General features: G+C 55.0%; 14 protein-coding genes and 1 other RNA gene. 3 read left to right on the top strand and 12 right to left on the bottom strand.

Annotated elements, in window-relative coordinates; genetic code table 11:
- Positions 1 to 7 precede the first annotated feature (7 nt).
- From KB213_RS03390 to rnpB, 7 genes are all read right to left on the bottom strand, one after another.
- On the bottom strand, positions 8 to 1369 hold the full coding sequence (locus KB213_RS03390) for a UDP-N-acetylmuramoyl-tripeptide--D-alanyl-D-alanine ligase (RefSeq protein WP_211680668.1): 1362 nt from the start codon (positions 1367 to 1369) through the stop codon (positions 8 to 10).
- Positions 1366 to 2865: a UDP-N-acetylmuramoyl-L-alanyl-D-glutamate--2,6-diaminopimelate ligase gene (locus KB213_RS03385; protein WP_211680667.1), complete on the bottom strand. Its 1500-nt coding sequence runs from the start codon at positions 2863 to 2865 to the stop codon at positions 1366 to 1368. Before KB213_RS03385 ends, KB213_RS03390 begins: the two co-directional genes overlap by 4 nt.
- A gap of 9 nt (positions 2866 to 2874) precedes the next feature.
- Positions 2875 to 4680 carry a peptidoglycan D,D-transpeptidase FtsI family protein gene (locus KB213_RS03380; protein WP_249110244.1) on the bottom strand — a complete coding sequence of 602 codons (1806 nt, stop codon included), beginning with the start codon at positions 4678 to 4680 and terminating at the stop codon, positions 2875 to 2877.
- 222 nt (positions 4681 to 4902) lie between these two features.
- Entirely contained in the window at positions 4903 to 5640 is a 738-nt protein-coding gene (ftsL, locus tag KB213_RS03375) for a cell division protein FtsL (protein WP_211680665.1), read from the bottom strand.
- The gene (rsmH, locus tag KB213_RS03370) at positions 5637 to 6611 is read right to left on the bottom strand and encodes a 16S rRNA (cytosine(1402)-N(4))-methyltransferase RsmH (protein WP_211680664.1); all 975 of its coding nucleotides are present in this window, start codon (positions 6609 to 6611) and stop codon (positions 5637 to 5639) included. The genes ftsL and rsmH overlap by 4 nt, the downstream gene beginning before the upstream one ends.
- Positions 6608 to 7078 carry a division/cell wall cluster transcriptional repressor MraZ gene (gene mraZ / locus KB213_RS03365; protein ID WP_211680663.1) on the bottom strand — a complete coding sequence of 157 codons (471 nt, stop codon included), beginning with the start codon at positions 7076 to 7078 and terminating at the stop codon, positions 6608 to 6610. Before mraZ ends, rsmH begins: the two co-directional genes overlap by 4 nt.
- Positions 7079 to 7413: 335 nt before the next feature.
- Positions 7414 to 7820, bottom strand: an RNA gene (gene rnpB / locus KB213_RS03360) — RNase P RNA component class A.
- 74 nt (positions 7821 to 7894) lie between these two features.
- Between rnpB and KB213_RS03355 the strand changes: the two genes are divergently transcribed.
- Positions 7895 to 8869 (top strand): alpha/beta hydrolase, encoded by a 975-nt coding sequence (locus KB213_RS03355; RefSeq protein ID WP_211680662.1) that lies wholly within the window; start codon positions 7895 to 7897, stop codon positions 8867 to 8869.
- A gap of 25 nt (positions 8870 to 8894) precedes the next feature.
- Here the strand turns inward: KB213_RS03355 and KB213_RS03350 are convergent, their stop codons facing one another.
- The gene (locus tag KB213_RS03350) at positions 8895 to 9368 is read right to left on the bottom strand and encodes a hypothetical protein (protein WP_211680661.1); all 474 of its coding nucleotides are present in this window, start codon (positions 9366 to 9368) and stop codon (positions 8895 to 8897) included.
- Positions 9365 to 10828, bottom strand: coding sequence for a glucose-6-phosphate dehydrogenase (gene zwf, locus KB213_RS03345; protein WP_211680660.1), 1464 nt, complete (start codon positions 10826 to 10828; stop codon positions 9365 to 9367). The genes KB213_RS03350 and zwf overlap by 4 nt, the downstream gene beginning before the upstream one ends.
- 287 nt (positions 10829 to 11115) lie before the next feature.
- Here zwf and KB213_RS03340 point away from each other — a divergent pair, with 287 nt between their 5' ends.
- The gene (locus KB213_RS03340; protein WP_068169112.1) at positions 11116 to 11382 is read left to right on the top strand and encodes a DUF2312 domain-containing protein; all 267 of its coding nucleotides are present in this window, start codon (positions 11116 to 11118) and stop codon (positions 11380 to 11382) included.
- Between the two features lie 60 nt (positions 11383 to 11442).
- The gene (locus KB213_RS03335; protein ID WP_211680659.1) at positions 11443 to 11823 is read left to right on the top strand and encodes a hypothetical protein; all 381 of its coding nucleotides are present in this window, start codon (positions 11443 to 11445) and stop codon (positions 11821 to 11823) included.
- Between the two features lie 49 nt (positions 11824 to 11872).
- On the opposite strand, the gene KB213_RS03330 is transcribed toward KB213_RS03335, so the two are convergent.
- From KB213_RS03330 to greA, 3 genes are all read right to left on the bottom strand, one after another.
- Positions 11873 to 14314, bottom strand: a complete 2442-nt coding sequence (locus KB213_RS03330) for a TonB-dependent receptor (RefSeq protein WP_211680658.1) — start codon at positions 14312 to 14314, stop codon at positions 11873 to 11875.
- Positions 14315 to 14483: 169 nt separating this feature from the next.
- Complete coding sequence (locus KB213_RS03325) at positions 14484 to 15710, bottom strand: threonine ammonia-lyase (RefSeq protein ID WP_211680657.1); 1227 nt, start codon at positions 15708 to 15710, stop codon at positions 14484 to 14486.
- Positions 15710 to 16183 (bottom strand): transcription elongation factor GreA, encoded by a 474-nt coding sequence (gene greA, locus KB213_RS03320; protein ID WP_211680656.1) that lies wholly within the window; start codon positions 16181 to 16183, stop codon positions 15710 to 15712. Before greA ends, KB213_RS03325 begins: the two co-directional genes overlap by 1 nt.
- Between the last annotated feature and the right edge of the window lie 113 nt (positions 16184 to 16296).

Below are 16296 nucleotides of genomic sequence, written 5' to 3'. Positions count from 1 at the left end.
CCGTTTCTTAAGCGTGGTCAAGGAAAGTGACGAGGTCGCGCATCCGGCTGCCATTACTGCCTTTGACTAATAAAAAGTCGCCGGGTTTTAGGTAAGCGCGTAGCAGCGGTGCAAGTTGCCGCGAATCGGGGGCATAATTCCCCTGTAATTCGGGCGGAAGTGCGTCATAAAGGGCGCGCATATGTGGCCCACAGCAGAAGGCGATCGCTTTTGCCGCGATCACGGCCTCGGCCAGTGTGCGGTGTTCGTCTTCTGCAAAAATGCCGAGTTCAAGAATATCGCCGAGGGCGACGACGTGACGCTTGGCAGGCAGGAGGCTGAGTGTTTCTAATGTGGCGCGCATGCTGGTGCTGGAGGCATTATAGCTTTCATCCAGCAGGGTGACGCCGTCAAGAATAGTGCGCCGTGCACCGCGCCCCTCACCGGGGACAAAATCGGTCAGGGCTTGGGCGGCGGGAGTGCGTTCTACACTAAGTGCTGTGACGGCCCCGAGGGCGATTGCGGCGTTGCGTGCCATGTGGCGGCCGGGTGCTGTGAGTTGCACAGGGAGGGGCGCCGCTTGTGGGGTTTCGAGCAGGAATGTACTGCCAGATGCCTTGCAGATGAGGTTCTCAAGCTTGATATCTGCGCTACGAGAGACGCCAGAGCGCCAGAGTTGGCTGCTGTCAGGCACGGCGCTGCGCAGGACATCTTGGCCGGGGCAGTCATCGGGAATAATGGCGGTGCCGCCGGGGAGAAGGGCGCTAAAAAGTGAGGCTTTCTCCCGTGCAATGGCGGCGATGCTGCCCATATTGCCCAGATGCGACGAGCCGACGGTCGTGACAATCGCCACATGTGGACGGACCTGATCCGCCAAGGGGCGAATTTCCCCCTCATGGTTCATGCCGATTTCACTAATGCAGAAGGCGGCATCACGCGGGAGGCGGGCGAGGGTGAGCGGCACGCCCCAGTGATTATTAAAGGACGCAACAGCCGCATGGGTTTTCCCAATGGCGGAAAGTGCGGTGCGCAGCATCTCTTTCGTCGTGGTTTTGCCGACGCTACCTGTGATGGCGATCACTTTGCCATCAAAGCGTGCCCGTGCGGCTTTGCCGAGGGCGACCATGCCGTCAAGCGTGTCCTGCACGACCAAGAGGCGAGGGTCTGTTCTGCCCATGCGGTCGTGGACCATAACGCAGGCAGCGCCCGCGTTTAGGGCTGTTTCGATATGCGCGTGGCCGTCGCTTCGGTCCCCTTTGAGGGCGATGAAGAGATCCCCTTTTTGTAGGGTGCGCGTATCGATGGAGATACCAGTAACAGCGAGTTCTGCCGTGAGGGTTCCACCTGTAGCGTCACGGAGTTCATCGGAGGTCCAGAGAGGTGACGTCATGACGAACCCTTTTCTGCTGACGCGATGTCTTGCGAGGCGTTTTGAGTGAAATGTGCTGCTAAGTCACGTGTGACGGCACGGTCATCAAAAGGCAAGACGGTTTGTCCGACGATTTGCCCTGTTTCGTGGCCTTTGCCTGCGATGATCAGAATATCTCCTGCGGAGAGGCTGTCGAGGCCCGTAGCAATAGCATCATGACGGTCTGCAATTTCGCGGGCATTGGGGGTCGCCGCAAGAATTTCTGCGCGAATTGTCGTGGCGTCTTCGGTGCGGGGGTTATCATCGGTGACGATGACGACATCAGCATGGCGGGAGGCGGCTTCACCCATGAGTGGGCGCTTGCCGCGATCTCGGTCTCCACCGGCTCCGAAGACGACGATGAGGCGGCCATCGGTATGGGGGCGTAGGCTAGTGAGCACGCGCGCGAGGGCGTCGGGGGTATGTGCGTAATCCACGTACGCTGCGGCGCCATTGGGCAGAACGGCGACGCGCTCACAACGACCAGGCACGCCGGTAAGTTGTGGGAGAAGTGTCAGTAACTCACGCGCTTCGTTCTCATCTTTCCAGATCATCGCGGCAGCGAGGAGTGCGTTTTCAATCTGGAAGCGACCGGGGAGTGGGAAGGTAAATTCAGGCTGTTCTTCACCGGAGAGGGCAAGGCGAATGATCTGCCCTTGTGGTGTTGGACGTGTTTCGAGGAGGCGTAATGTTGCCCCGGCTTCTCCAATGGTGCGTAGGTCAAGACCGCGGCTTTGCGCGATGTCACGTAGGGAGGATGCTGTGTCGGCATCCATATCGGCGTTTAGGGCGGCGCGGCCCGTGGTAGGCAGGAGAGTTTTGAAGAGGCGGAGTTTGGCTTCGCGGTAGGCTTCAATCGTGCCGTGATAATCCAGATGATCACGCGTGAGATTGGAGAAGCCGGCGGCGTCAAGTGTTACCCCGTCAAGGCGGTGCTGGATGAGGCCGTGGGAGGACGCTTCGAGCGCGACATGTGTGACGCCAGCTTTTGCCAGTGCGGCTAAGGTTTGTGCGAGGGAGACGGGGTCCGGCGTGGTGAGTGAGGGGGGCGCAGGAATATCAACGCTGGTATTGAGGCCCAATGTGCCGAGGCTCGCGGCTTTATGGCCTTGAAGCTCCCAGAACTGACGTAGGAACTCTGCGGTGCTGCTTTTTCCATTTGTGCCCGTGACGGCGGCAATATGTGCGGGCTGTGGGCCGGCGAGGATTGCGGCTGCTTTGGCGAGTGTATGACGCGCATTCGGATCTACGACATGGGGCAGGTCCGTGATGAGCGGATGGTCGCTGATGATGGCGTAGGCGCCAGCTTGTGTCGCGGCTTGAACGAAAGCGGCTCCATCTTGTTTGGCGCCGCGGAGGGCAACAAACACGCTGCCGGGACGCACGGCGCGGCTATCAGCGGTGATGGCACTGATATTGGTATCTGCGGTAGGTTTGGCCGTGACGTTGCAGAGCCGGAGGAGTTCAGAAAAGCGCATGGGGCAGGCTCAGCGAATTGTTTTGGTTTGGGGAGGGTGGCGGTTGGGGTCACCCGGGTCATTGCCGGGGCCAAGCGCACGATAGCCGGCGGGAACAGCAGGTTCCATCGCGATGGCCAATGAGGCATCAATGGTCTCTTTATTGGCCAAATCCGGGAACTGATCCAGCATAGGGCCAATACGGGAGATGATTTTCCCCACGGTCGGGGCAGAGTTCCATGCGGCCGTCGTCCAGCCATGTGTGGCTGCGGTGGGGTGCGGGCTATCCAACATGACATAGACTGCGTAGCGTGGGTTGTTCATGGGGAAGACGCTGGTAAAGGCCGCGACGTTAGTGTGCTTCAAGTAGCCACCATGAGCGCCGATTTTTTCAGCCGTACCGGTTTTCCCGCCGACGTAATAGCCCGGAACTTCTGCGGTTTTCCCGCTGCCTTCGGTCACGTCTAAACGAAGCAAACGCCGTAAGAGTGCAGAGGTTTTAGCTGAGAGGACACGCACACCAACGGGTGTCTCTGTGCCGACATCATCTGGCGTGGATGCGTCCAGAGAGGGGGGGAGGGTGCCGCGTGTTACATCTTGAACGATGTTCTGGTCTCTGGCCACGAGTGTAGGTTTGAGCAAGATGCCGCCATTTACGGTAGCGGCTGTGCCGCGCACGATGGCGAGCGGCGGTTCAGCAACGCCATGCCCGAAGCCTACGGTCATAACCGTGGAAAGGCCCCAATTTTTACGTGATGGTACGAGCGGGCGGCCTGCTTCAGGCAGCTCAATTGGCACGCGCTTGAAAAAGCCCATGCTGTCCAGCCATTCTTGCTGGCGCTCAGCCCCAACATCGAGGGCAATATGAGCGGCTGCGGGGTTGGAGGAAAACGCCATAACGCCGGGCAGGGAGAGCCACGGGGCGAAATGATCGGATTTCATATCGCTGATGGTGAAGCGACCGACTTTAATGGGGATGGTTGAGAACTTATCCCAAACGTGGATGACGCCGAGTTGTAACCCCATGGCGGCTGTTTGCAGCTTAAAGGTTGAACCGGGTTCATACATGCCGGTGACGGCACGATTGAAGCGGGAGTCATTTGTAGCATGGCCAAAATCATTGGCATCAAAGTCCGGCAAGCTAACCATAGCAATGACTTCACCGGTGCGGACATCCATGACAATGGCGCTCGCACCAATAGCTTGGAAGGTGGTCATGGCCGTTTGGAGTTCATCGCGCGCGGCGGCTTGAACACGGACGTCTAAGGAAAGACGGAGCGGCGTTTTGTCAGAGTTGAGACGGTCATTGAAATAGCGTTCAACTCCGGCAATGCCGTGATCATCAATATCTACGCTACCCATAATTTGAGCCGCTGTGCGGCCCAGAGGGTAATGGCGGCGTTCTCCGGCTTCAAAATAGATACCGGGAATTCCAAGATTGTTGATGGCGATTTCTTGGACCGGTGAAATGTCACGCGCGATGTAAACAAATTGTTTTTTGAGCGAGAGCCGGCGGATGGTTTCAGCTTCATCCAGAGTGGGGATGGCATGATGGAGCTTTTTGGCTGCGTCTTGCGGGTCAATAAGTTCCATTGGGTTGGCATAAACTTGTGCCACGGGGAGGGAGAGCGCAAGAATTTGCCCGTTACGGTCGGTGATGCTGGCGCGTTTGACCGACGGAAGTGAGAAATCACTCGTAAGGGAAGCGTGCGGGTCAATTTTGGGAATGACTGGAACTTGTGGCGCGATCTGCCGTGCTTCAGGCTCCATGGGCATTAGGACTGTCGCTAATGAGGCCTTAAGAGCGACGGCGCCATAAAGGCCAAGAAAACCCATGCCAACCCAGAGCAAGCGCCCGTGAGACTGCTCTTTATCAAAGCCGCCGCGTTTGCGTTTATTCCTACGGGAAGGGGATTGCCGCTTGTTGGGGGCCTGATCCGCATTCTTTGGCGGGGTTGGCTTCACGTCATCAGGCATCTGGCGGCGCGATCTCCTGCTGAGATGGTGTGTCGCCCAAGAGTGGTTAAGGGGAGGTTACTCGAGCGACGTATTGAATGTTCAGTTAGCTAACGGAGCGGGTGGCGGCAATGCGTCGTTTGTAGTCTCGACGAATTTATGACGGTTATGCGGACGGATATCTGCTAAATGCGTCAAGTTTGCTGGCTGAGGCGTTGGAGCTGTGTGCCATGTGGTGGCAATGCTGGAGGCATGGCGCGGGCCATGAAAACTGGCAAGTCGTACGTGCGCAGGTTCCATCAGGTTGGGGGCTGGGCTGTGTGGTGGCTCGGCGCTGGCAAGGTCTGTCATGCGGGTGTGAGCATGGACGATGCGGTCTGCATGAGAATGGGGAACGCTGGCGGCCGAAATGGGAGCGCTGGAGGCGATCCGGATGGGGGCTTCAGTATGCATTTCGGGGCGAGGTGCCGGGTGTGCTGCGTGCAGCGTGGTTTCTGCGGGAATGTTAACGGCCAAGGTCGCCTCAGCAGCATGCGCAGGTGCTTTGCCGCCCGGCGCGGGTAAGCGTGCTTCGACAGCGCTTGGACGAACGAATTGATCCGGTGTCATCGGATGGAGGTTCGGCAAGAAACGTGCGCTGAGCGTGTTCAAGCGGTCAGGTTGGTTGAGCAATGCCCATTCAGTACGGAGCATAGCCGTTTGGGACTGAACCTTTTGTGTATCACGAACAATTTGCGTGATGCTTTGGTCCAGAACCGTTGTGTTATGCTTCTTTTCATAAAGAAACAGGCCGGATACAGCGGCGAGAACAGCGCAGGCGAGGGTGAATGGCCGGGTCATGCGGGTGTTCCTGAGGTTGTCAGGTCGGTTGAAGGGGCGGTGCGGATGAGTGCGCGCAAGCGTGCGCTGCGTGCGCGCGGATTGAGGCGAATTTCGTCTTCCGTTGCGGCGCGTGGGCGCGTGTGTGCAAGACGGAAGGCGGAAGACGCCTGTTCTTGTGCAATTGGGGCGTAGCGAGAAGGGTTAGAAACCCGCCCCGCATGGAGGGCCATGGCACGTTTGGCGAGGCGATCTTCCAAAGAGTGGAAGGTGACCACGACAAAGATGCCGCCGGGAGCAAGCAATTGCGGCGCGACTTCGAGGGCACGCTCTAGCTCTCCAAGCTCATCATTGACGGCAATACGCAGGCCCTGGAAGCTGCGCGTTGCGGGGTCAATGCCGGAGCGATCCCGTGGGACGCAGCGGCGGATGGTTTCCGCAAGTTGTCCTGTTGTCTCAAAAGGCGTGCTCAGCCGAGCTTGCACGATGGAACGTGCGATGCGGCGTGATAGCCGTTCTTCACCGTAGCGGTAGAGAATATCGGCTAGTTCAGCTTCCGGAAGAGTGTTGACGAGATCGGCAGCGGTTGGGCCTGTATCGCCCATCCGCATATCCAGAGGACCATCATGGCGGAAGGAGAAGCCGCGCTCACCTTGGTCAATTTGGAAGGAGGAGACGCCGAGGTCCAGCACGATACCGTCAAATGGTGCGTAAGAACCGGCGAGTTCATCCATGGCGCTAAATGGGCCTTGGTGTAGGAATAAGCGCCCTTCAGCTTCAGCGGCCATAGCCTTGCCGCGTTCAATGGCCGTGGGGTCACGGTCGATGCCATGCACGGTGCAGTCTGCCGCATTCAGGATGGAGCGTGTGTAGCCACCACCGCCAAATGTCCCGTCGAGATAACGTCCGCCATCGCGGGGTTTCAAGCTGTCGAGGACCTCGTTCAGCATGACGGGAAGGTGGCCTTCATGGACCAGAGTGATGGGCTTCATTGTGCGCCTCCTGTGGGGGCGTTTTTCTTGCTGGTCAGACTACGTGCCCGGCTGCGCGCTTGTTGGCGGCGCTCAGCAGCGGCGGCTGGGTTCCAAAGTTGGAACACACGACCTAGCCCCATGAATGCGACGTCATCCGTGAGGTCCGCATGTTGACGCAGCACGTCCGGCAGGATGATCCGGCCTTCTTTGTCACTGTCGAGCGGGTAGGCGTCTGCATAGAGGCTGGTGGCGAGGTCTTCGTGGTCTTCAGAGAACGGGTCGTATTCGTTGAGCGGCTCTGCGAGGGAGGCAAAGCCGGTTGCTGTCCATGCCTCAATGCATGGGTTCAGGTGTGACGGCCGCAGGATCACCAATGGTTCCTGTGGTTTGGCCTGATCCCTTAATGCGGAGCGGAATGGCGCAGGAATGGAGACGCGTCCTTTAGCATCGAAGCGGTTCAGGTGCGTGCCGAGGAAGATACTCACGGATGATGTGCCTCCCTACGCCGCCTTTGGGCTTCTTCAGGTTACGGGAATACTGATTTGGTATAATTTGGGATATCATGGGATTTTATGGGAGGTCAAATATAAAGCTAAGAAAAACCGCAGAAAACTGCGCCTTTTTTTGATGGCGGAACTGTGACGGCATTTTTTGCGTTCTCTTAAGCTTTTGGAATTAGAAGTGAAGAATTTGCTTTTATTTAGTCAATATTTGTTCATGTTTTGTTCTCGTATGTATTGAGGAAGGAGAACAAAAAGGATTCGCTCACCTCGTGGTAAGGGAGCGTTTCGCATTTTATGATGAAGAAGGCAGTGGGAGAGGAGCCAGACGGCCTGTAAGCCGGGTTCTGTCCGCGATAAGGCGGGACGATCATTCCTCTGGGACCCACATTGCTGTGGGCCTCACGCAACCAACCCGAACAACAGGGTGAGACAGCCCTTGGCCACCGAAATGGCCGGTTGTTCCTATTCGGTTTTGCTCCCGGTAGGGTTTACCGTGTCCGAGACCGTTGCCGGCCTCGCGGTGCGCTTTTACCGCACCGTTTCGCCCTTACCCGCAAGTGACCTTAGAGACTAAGGCCGCTCCGGCGGGCGGTCTGTTTTCTGTGGCACTTTCCCTAGGGTCGCCCCCGCCGGCAGTTAGCCGGTACCGTTGTCCCATGGAGCCCGGACTTTCCTCCCGCATAAGGATCCGCATCCTTATGCCAGCGATCGTCCAGCCGTCTGGCTGGCGCAAACTGCGTCTATTGTGCGTGCGCGTCAAGTCGAGACTTTTATCTTCGTATCAGGCATGGTCAATGAATGAAGCCAACCTTTCTTCTTCGTGTGGTCATGTTTGTGATGGCATGGCGGCAGCGTAACCGTGCACGAGTGAGTGTGCAGGGTATGGAGCCTGTTATTCCAGAGGTGCCGGGCCATGTGCCCTCTGAGGCAGCTTTGCGTGATTTGCGCCGGGCCATGGGGCGGCCGTGTTTTCCCATATGCCTTTCATCTTTAAGGCTACGGCGTTGGACGGATATGACGGTGGTGGGAGAAGGGCGCGCTTTAAGAGCACGTGTTTTTCGCCCGAGGGGGGCTGTGCATGGAGTGGTACTGTTTTTGCACGGCGGTGGTTTTGTGCACTGCAACACGCGCTCTCATCATGGGATTTGTTGTCGCTTAGCTGCGGAAGCAAAAGCAGTTGTTGTCTCGTTGGAATATAGGCTGGCACCAGAACACCGCTTTCCAGCAGCGATTGATGATGCGCGCATGGCATTGCGTTGGATTGCAGATGCTTTGCCGAATGTGCCTTTGGCTGTGGCGGGTGATAGCGCCGGAGGGACATTATCTGCCGGTTTGGCGCAATGGGCGCGCGAGGCTCTGCCGGGACGTTTAAAGGGGCAGCTTCTGTTTTATCCAGCTTTAACCGGGCCTATCGCGCCAGAATCTCGGTTCTTATTTGCGCAGGGTTATATGCTGACGGAAGAGGTTATGAATTGGTATTGTGGCCAGACATTATCTCAGTATCGAGAATTATTTGATCCGCGCTTTGCCCCGGCACTCGCTGAGAATATGGCTAACTTGCCCCCAGCTTTAACGGTGACGGCTGGGTTTGATCCGTTGCGTGACGAAGGGGGGCTTTACACACGTCTTTTACGGCAAAATGGGATTGAAGCGCGCCATGTGCATTATCCAAGGATGATCCATGGATTTTTGAACGGGTATTCTTTTTTGAAAGATGGTCAGCGCGCTTTGCGTGTTGGTGGCGCATTTCTGCGAGAGGTCTTGCGGGGCTGAAGGCCATGACCCCGCAAGTTCATCTTTATGGTTGTATGAGGTGGAATGTTCCAGGGGAGCCAGCATCGCTTTGGATGGTGTGGCCAGTCCTGTCGATCCGTAATGAGAAGAGTTTATCTGCGGAAGGTTTGTCGCCCGGACAGTCATGTCCATGGCGGCCTAGCACGTCCATATCAACAATGTTGTTGGAGACATCACCATCCATCAGAGAAAATACGAGGCAGTTGCGCGGAAGGTCCGTCAGGCCATCATGCGTCACGACCAAGCGTAGATGCTCTACCAGTGCGGTGTTGTCGAACCAGCTTAGCTCGTTAAAGCGGATTTTGTCGTAAGAGACATCAAGCCAGCCAGAACGGACTAAAACGAACATCAGCAGAAATGCGGGCACGATAAAAAGAAGGCGCCGTAGAAAATGCTGCTTCAGTGATCGTGGAGCGCGCCGCCCCCGTCCTAGACGGGGGGCAGCGCTGGTAGCGTTATTCTTGTCCTTAACGCTCACACCATGTCCTCATGCCAGCGGTCACCATGTTCAGCCAAGAGGGCCTTAGAGGCATCTGGGCCGTAAGAACCGGCGGTATATGTGTGCATAGGCGCTTTTTTATCGGCCCATGCGTTCAGGATGGATTCAGCCCAGATCCATGCAGCATCCACTTCATCGCGGCGGATGAACAGAATCGGGTTCCCACGGACGGCATCCAGAAGGAGGCGTTCATAAGAATCAGGGAATGGACCCCCTTCAACCTTGATGGGGGCATCAAGCTTAACGGTTTCGAGCGTGTATTCGTCCAGAATGGGGTTCTTGACGTTCAGGTTCAGCTCGACGCCTTCATTCGGCTGGACGCGGATGACCAAGCGGTTGCCGGGTACGGAGCCAAAGAGTGGCTGTGCCGTTTCACGGAACTGAATAACGATCTCGCTGACCTTGCGCTTTGAGCGCTTTGCCGTGCGGATATAGAACGGCACGTCTTTCCAGCGTGGGGTGTCCACCCATGTCCGGATTGCGGCGTATGTTTCCGTGTTGCTCTCTTGGCCAAGCTCTTCCAGATAGCCGGGAACAGCATGGTCATCGACGGCGCCTTTAATATATTGCGCACGCACGGTTTCATTGGCGACTTGATCTTCTTTGATCGGACGTAATGCTTGGAGGACCGCGAGTTTTGCATTGCGGACGCAGTCGGCTTCCAGCGATTCAGGCTGTTCCATAGCGACCAAACACAGAACCTGTAGAAGGTGGTTCTGGATCATATCACGCAGGGCGCCAGACGTATCGTAGTAAGAGGCGCGCCCTTCAACACCGACCACTTCTGCCGCAGTGATCTGGACGCTTTTGATGTGTTCAGCGGACCAAATTGCGTTGAGCAGTGGGTTGGCGAAACGCAGGGCCAGAACGTTCTGGACGGTTTCTTTGCCGAGGTAATGGTCGATACGGTAGATTTGTTTCTCGGGCAGAAACTTGCCGACGCCTTCGTTAATGGCATTGGCCGTTTCAAGGCTAGTGCCAATTGGCTTTTCCAAAACAACGCGTGATTGCTCAGTCAGAATGCCTTTAGCATGCAGGTTGGAGCAAATCGCTTCATAAAGTTGTGGCGCTGTTGCGAAATAGAAGACGCGGATGCGCCCTGATGGTGAGGTGCTGAGTTCGGAAGCGAGTTCGTCCCAGTTGCTCTCTGCGTTTGTGCCATCAAGGGTGACGTAACTCACCATCTTAAGGAACTGTTCAACGAGTTCTGGGAAGAAGAACTTCGCTGGGATGAAGTGTTGTAGGGCTTCACGGGCACGTGTGATGTAAGCATCATGGTCGAGTGCCGTGCGGGCGGTGCCGATAATGCGTGCATCAGCGGGAACCTGACCAAGGCGTAGCTTGTTGTACAGCGCAGGCAAAAGCTTGCGCATCGTCAGATCGCCGGTGGCGCCAAAAATAATGTAGTCGAATGGCTCGACCTGCTGAACGGATTCCATGTTGACTCTCCGACCTCTGCCCCGCGTCGTTATGCGGGAGTGAAAGGTATTAGGGTTCAGGTCTTCGCGGGCTAGTGGAGTAGTTCAGCCTCAAAGGGCTTTCTGTCAAGATGCTCTGGTATGCTGATCGCTGAGGTGTGAAGAGAGAAGGACGAGAAACAGCGGTGGTGATGTTCATGAAATGTACGTACAAGACCGTTGACCGCGCCTCCTTGAATCACGATAAGCGCGGCGTACATCGCATCTGTGTGATGATGGATCGACGTTAAGAAGCAAGGATAATAAACATGGATGCAGATAATCGTCATGAAGACGCCGCAACGGGTGGTATTGCCGCGGATCGTTTGCGCTCTATCATCGAACGGGTTGAGCGCCTTGAAGAAGAGCGTAAAGCACTCGCTGGGGATATTAAGGATATTTTCTCCGAAGCAAAATCAGCTGGTTTTGACGTGAAAGTTATTCGTCAAATTATTAAGCTGCGTAAGCAAGAGCCGGCAGAAGTTGAAGAGCAAGAGACGTTGCTGGACATTTATCGCCGCGCGTTGGGGATGTAAGCCTCTCTCTGCTCCCGTATTTTTTTAACGGAGTAGGGTAATATATTAAGGTAGGCACGTATGTTTGATCTGACGTGGCTGCCTGACTGGCTTCTCGTTTTTGCAGGGCTTTTTATCGCATTAGGGCTGATTGTGTTTCTGCTAATGCCTTTTACGGTATTGGCGATGCGCGTTCGAATCGCACGTCTTGAAGCAGAGGTTAGGACGCTTCAGGGGGAGGCACATGCTTCTGTATTGACTGCTATAGGTCGAGAACGTCAGCCTGTTGTGATGAACGGCTGGCATACCTCGCAAGGGCAATCAGCGGTATCGGACATGCCTTGGGGATGTTCTGATAAAAACGTTGAAGCTGTCGTGGAACAGCGCAGTGCACCGAGAAAGAATATGTCTGATGTTCGTTCTCGTGCCGAGCCACGCTTAAGGTGGCCTCCGCCAAAGTGAGGCGGAATAAGAAAGCCAGGCATTATGCCTGGCTTTCTGTTTTTTAGGCTTATTGGAAGTGCTTGCGGATGGTGAAGAATACCATACGAGGTGCAGCGGCTTGTAGTGTTTGGAATGTGCCGGACGGGTCATTTGGTACGTAGCCCGTTGAACCGACTGTGGCTACGTAATGCTTGTCAAACAGGTTGGTGACGTTGATTTGTGCATCAAGGCCACGCAGAACAACGTTCTGGCTGTGGAAGCGGTAACCAACGTTCAGGTTAAAGACGGCGTTCGGGTCAATCCACTGATCGTTGGTGTATGTGTAAGTACGACGATCTTGGAATTGCATCAGCACGTTGCCCCAGACGGAGCCATTATCGTAGCTCAACTGAACGTTCGCGAGATTGCGCGGCATTGCCACGACGTTCTTGCCAGCTGTGCGGTAGACCGCTCCACCTGTGTTCAGGTCATCATTATAGAATGAGTTGTTGAACGCATAAGAAGCGTAAACAGACCAGTTCGGGGCAAAGTTATAGTTGATAGCTGCGTCAATACCACGAGCGGTTACACTACCAACGTTCGCAATGATGGGTTGTGCGCCTTGAATGCCGGAGATGTTTTGTGAGACACCCATAAGGCGGTTTTGGAACTCAACATAGTAACCGGTAAGCGAGGCTTGGACCGTGGTGTTATGGAAGCGGTAGCCAAGTTCTTCCGTATTGGAATGCTCAGGGCGAATGTTCTTGGCTGTTGCGTTGAAAGCAGTTGCATTCATCGCGTATGGGCTGAGGCCCGTTGCTGATGAATCGAAGGCCGCCATGTTGCGGGCGAAATCAGCAAAGATTTCGTTGTTGTGGTTGATGCGGTAGTTCAGGCCAACCTGCGGCAGGAAGCCGTCAGATGCGCTTAATTTTCCGCTTGGGTATGTGGATGGCTTGGGTTGGCCCATATTGCTGCCGGGCAGTGATATGGCAGAGTTGTCTACGATAAGAGATTTGAAGCCGTAATTGGCTTTAAGAGACGGCAGGATTTGCCATGTATCTTGCAGGTGAACTTGATAAGTCTTGGTGTTGTAGCTGTTTTGCCAATATGTTTTGAAAGAATTACCTTGGTACCAGTACAGTGTGCTTGGTGGGTTTTCTTGCGGCAGCGCGTAGGCGCGGCGTGCTTGTTCAAAGTTGTTATTTTCGAACCAGAAGCCGCCTTCGATGAGGTGGTTTGCAATTTTGTAGCTCAGGCCACTCAGGAAACCGACACGGTGAATGTCATATTCCGTTGTACGCATGGAGATTGGTGTACCCCCAAGTGCAGAAGGCGTTGGTGTATAAGGATTTGCCCATGCGCCTTCACCGCTATTGGTGTGGCCGTAAACCGTTGCAAAGCCTTTCAAGCGGTCATTGAAACGGAAATCCAAGCGACCATAGCCGAGAGCATCTTGGCGCAGGCCAGCAGAGTTCCAGTAAGCGAAGTCCGCGCAATCGCCGCTATTGGTTTTGCCAATGCCAGCGGGGCAGACGTCATCGGGGTATTGAAGTGGAGCAACTTGCTTAGCAAGAGCATAATTTTTGGTAATGTTATCGACGTTATAGCCGTATTTATTGACCGTCGCGACGGACAGATCTTGGTAGTCATTTTCTTTACGCAGTGACCAGTCACCATAGACGGTCAGCTTTACGTATTCACCCAAAGGCTGAACGAATTTGACATTGGCTTGTTGTTGCTTCTGCTTGCCGTAGCCCTTCCACTTATCGGCGTCTTGGTAATCATAAGACGCATAGAATTTGCCGCCTGTGGGAAGGATGCCGCTGTTGATGCGGGCAAAGGTACGCCACGTTGTTGCGGAGCCGATGGTGCCAGCAAGATCTGCGCCGAATTTATCGGTTGGGTCAATCGACGTGAACTGCATGGCGCCACCAAGGTCATTGGAAGCAGCAACGCCGACAGAACCTGCACCCTGAGCCAGGGATGATGGGCCGTTATTTTCGATTTGCAGTGAACGGTTAGGGGAAAGACCGTTTGTATTGCCGTACGCCATGTTCCCCAAGGGAATGCCGTCCATGGTGTAACCAAGGCGACCTTGGTCAAAGCCGCGTACGAGGATTTGCTGTGACCACTCGTATGATCCAAGGGGATCAGATGAGCTGAACATGACGCCCGGCAGCTTGGAGAGAGTCTTCATCGGGTTTGTACCCGGTGCGACTTCCTGCAGGGCACGGCGAGAGACGGATTGTGTTTCGCGTGCGGCACCTGCGCCAAGAACAACCATTGTTTCAGGCTGGTTGTTGGCAGCATTGACAGCGCTCGGAGCGTGTTGACGTGCAGGGGCAGAAACGGGAGCGCTCACGGCAACGCGGGTTGCTGCGGGTGCGGTGTTGGTTGCTTTTGGAGCCGCTTTAACAGCGTGGCGTGCTGTAGCGTGATGACGGGGCTGATGGCCGGACGTCGCAGCGACAGCTTGTGTCGCTGCGATCGTGCAAAGGCAGGTCGTCAGCAGAAACGTCTTCTTCATCAGGTGTGCATTCCCTTGGGAGTAACTCTAAGGGCTACCAGAGGTGGCAGCGCGATACGCCCGCAACCTATGAAGAATAGTTTCGATAATCTTGTTATACTTTTATGAAACGGGGTTTAAAAACCCCTGTGTGACAATAAAAGCGCAGTATAAATATTGCATTTTTATGTCAGTCTCGTCGGGTAATGTAATGTTCTGATAGTTCTTTTTCAATTTCGGTGGCGTGATGAGTGTCGCGTGCTTCAATCATGACCACGAGTTCTGCTGTTTGTACGGAAGGGGCGGCGAATAGTCGATGATGTGACACTTCAATGACATTGCCGCCATGGTCGCCAATACGTTGTGCGATATCAGCCAACATGCCGGGGCGATCTGGGATTTGGAAGACAAGGCGCAGGATGCGGCCATCCCTAAGAAGGGAGCGTAAGATGGTATTTGCAAGAATGCGGGCATTAATATTGCCGCCGGATAAAGGGATAGCAATTTTACGGCCACGGAAAAAATCAGGATTGGCTAGTATGGCTGCAAGTCCTGTCGCGCCGGCCCCTTCGCAGACTTGTTTGGCTTTTTCAGCGAGTGTGGTGACAGCGCTTTCGACTTGTAGTTCGCTAACAACCATGACTTGAGAGATGTGTTGGCGGAAACTATCAAGGCAGTGATTGCCGAGTGTTTGTACGGCAATGCCCTCAGCAATAGTTGTGCCGCCGAGGACGGGGCCACCTTCTTGTGGAAAGTTACTGAGAGATGCGTATGCCTCGACCTGAACGCCAATGATTTCGATGTCTGGGCGAAGAGCAGACATGACTGTGGCCATGCCGCCGAGAAGGCCGCCGCCGCCGATGGGCACAACGAGTGTGTCGATATCTGGGGCATCTTCAAGGAGTTCGAGTGCAACAGTGCCTTGGCCTGCAATGACATCTGGATCATTGAAGGGGTGTAGAAGGACGCGTCCTTCTTCTTTCATGATGCGTTGAGCGATTTGGCTGGCCTGAGTAAAATCGTCACCCGCTAGGACGATATGCGCTCCCCAACTTTTGGTGGCAGCGATTTTGGTGGCGGGTGTATATTTCGGCATGACGATGGTTGCATCAATGCCGAGAAGGCTCGCTTGGCGGGCCACGCCTTGCGCGTGGTTTCCGGCTGAAGCAGCGATGACGCCGCGTTTACGTTCTTCTTCTGTGAGGAGGGCCATTTTATTGGCGGCACCTCGTTCTTTGAAGGAGCCAATGGGCTGAAGATTTTCAAGTTTAAGCGTAATATCTGCGCCAGTAATGTGCGAAAGGGCCGGGCAGTTAATGGTTGGTGTGCGTACAATAGTCGGCGCTATGCGACGACGGGCGTCCTCCACGTCTTGAAGAGTGACGGAAGGGCGGAGCGTCGTCGCAGAGTGTGACATTATTTATAAGTAACCTTCAGGATTTCATAAGTACGGTCCCCACCAGGGGCCGGGACGGACACGGTGTCACCAACGTCTTTACCAATCAAGGCCTTAGCGAGCGGAGATGAAATAGAAATCAAGCGTTGCTTGATGTCGGCTTCGTGGAGGCCAACAATTTGGTAGTTGATTTCTTTGTCGGTTTCTTCATCCACCAATTCGACATATGCGCCGAATTTGATGCGTGTACCGGTAATGGTTGAAGGGTCGATCACTTCGGCGGAGGACACAATGCTCTCCAACTCTAAGACGCGGCCTTCAATGAAGGATTGGCGGTCACGAGCGGCATGGTATTCTGCATTTTCCGACAGGTCACCGTGTTCACGTGCTTCGGCGATGGCGCGGATGACGGCAGGACGTTCTTCCGACTTGAGTTGGCGCAACTCGTCCTCGAGACGTTGGAGTCCCTTGGCGGTCATTGGGGTCTTCTGCACTCTATAATGTCCTTGAGAAGCTTACTGTCGGTTTGTGATTAGCCGATGAATGTAGCGTTTCTGTGCTAAAAAATCAAGTTTTTTGGTATTTTGAGGGCTTGCTGAGAAGAGTT

Source organism: Neokomagataea anthophila (assembly GCF_018122595.1).
Lineage (GTDB): Bacteria > Pseudomonadota > Alphaproteobacteria > Acetobacterales > Acetobacteraceae > Gluconobacter > Gluconobacter anthophilus.
Note: the sequence above shows the minus strand (reverse complement) of the source record. Positions and strands in the feature narration are given on the sequence as shown.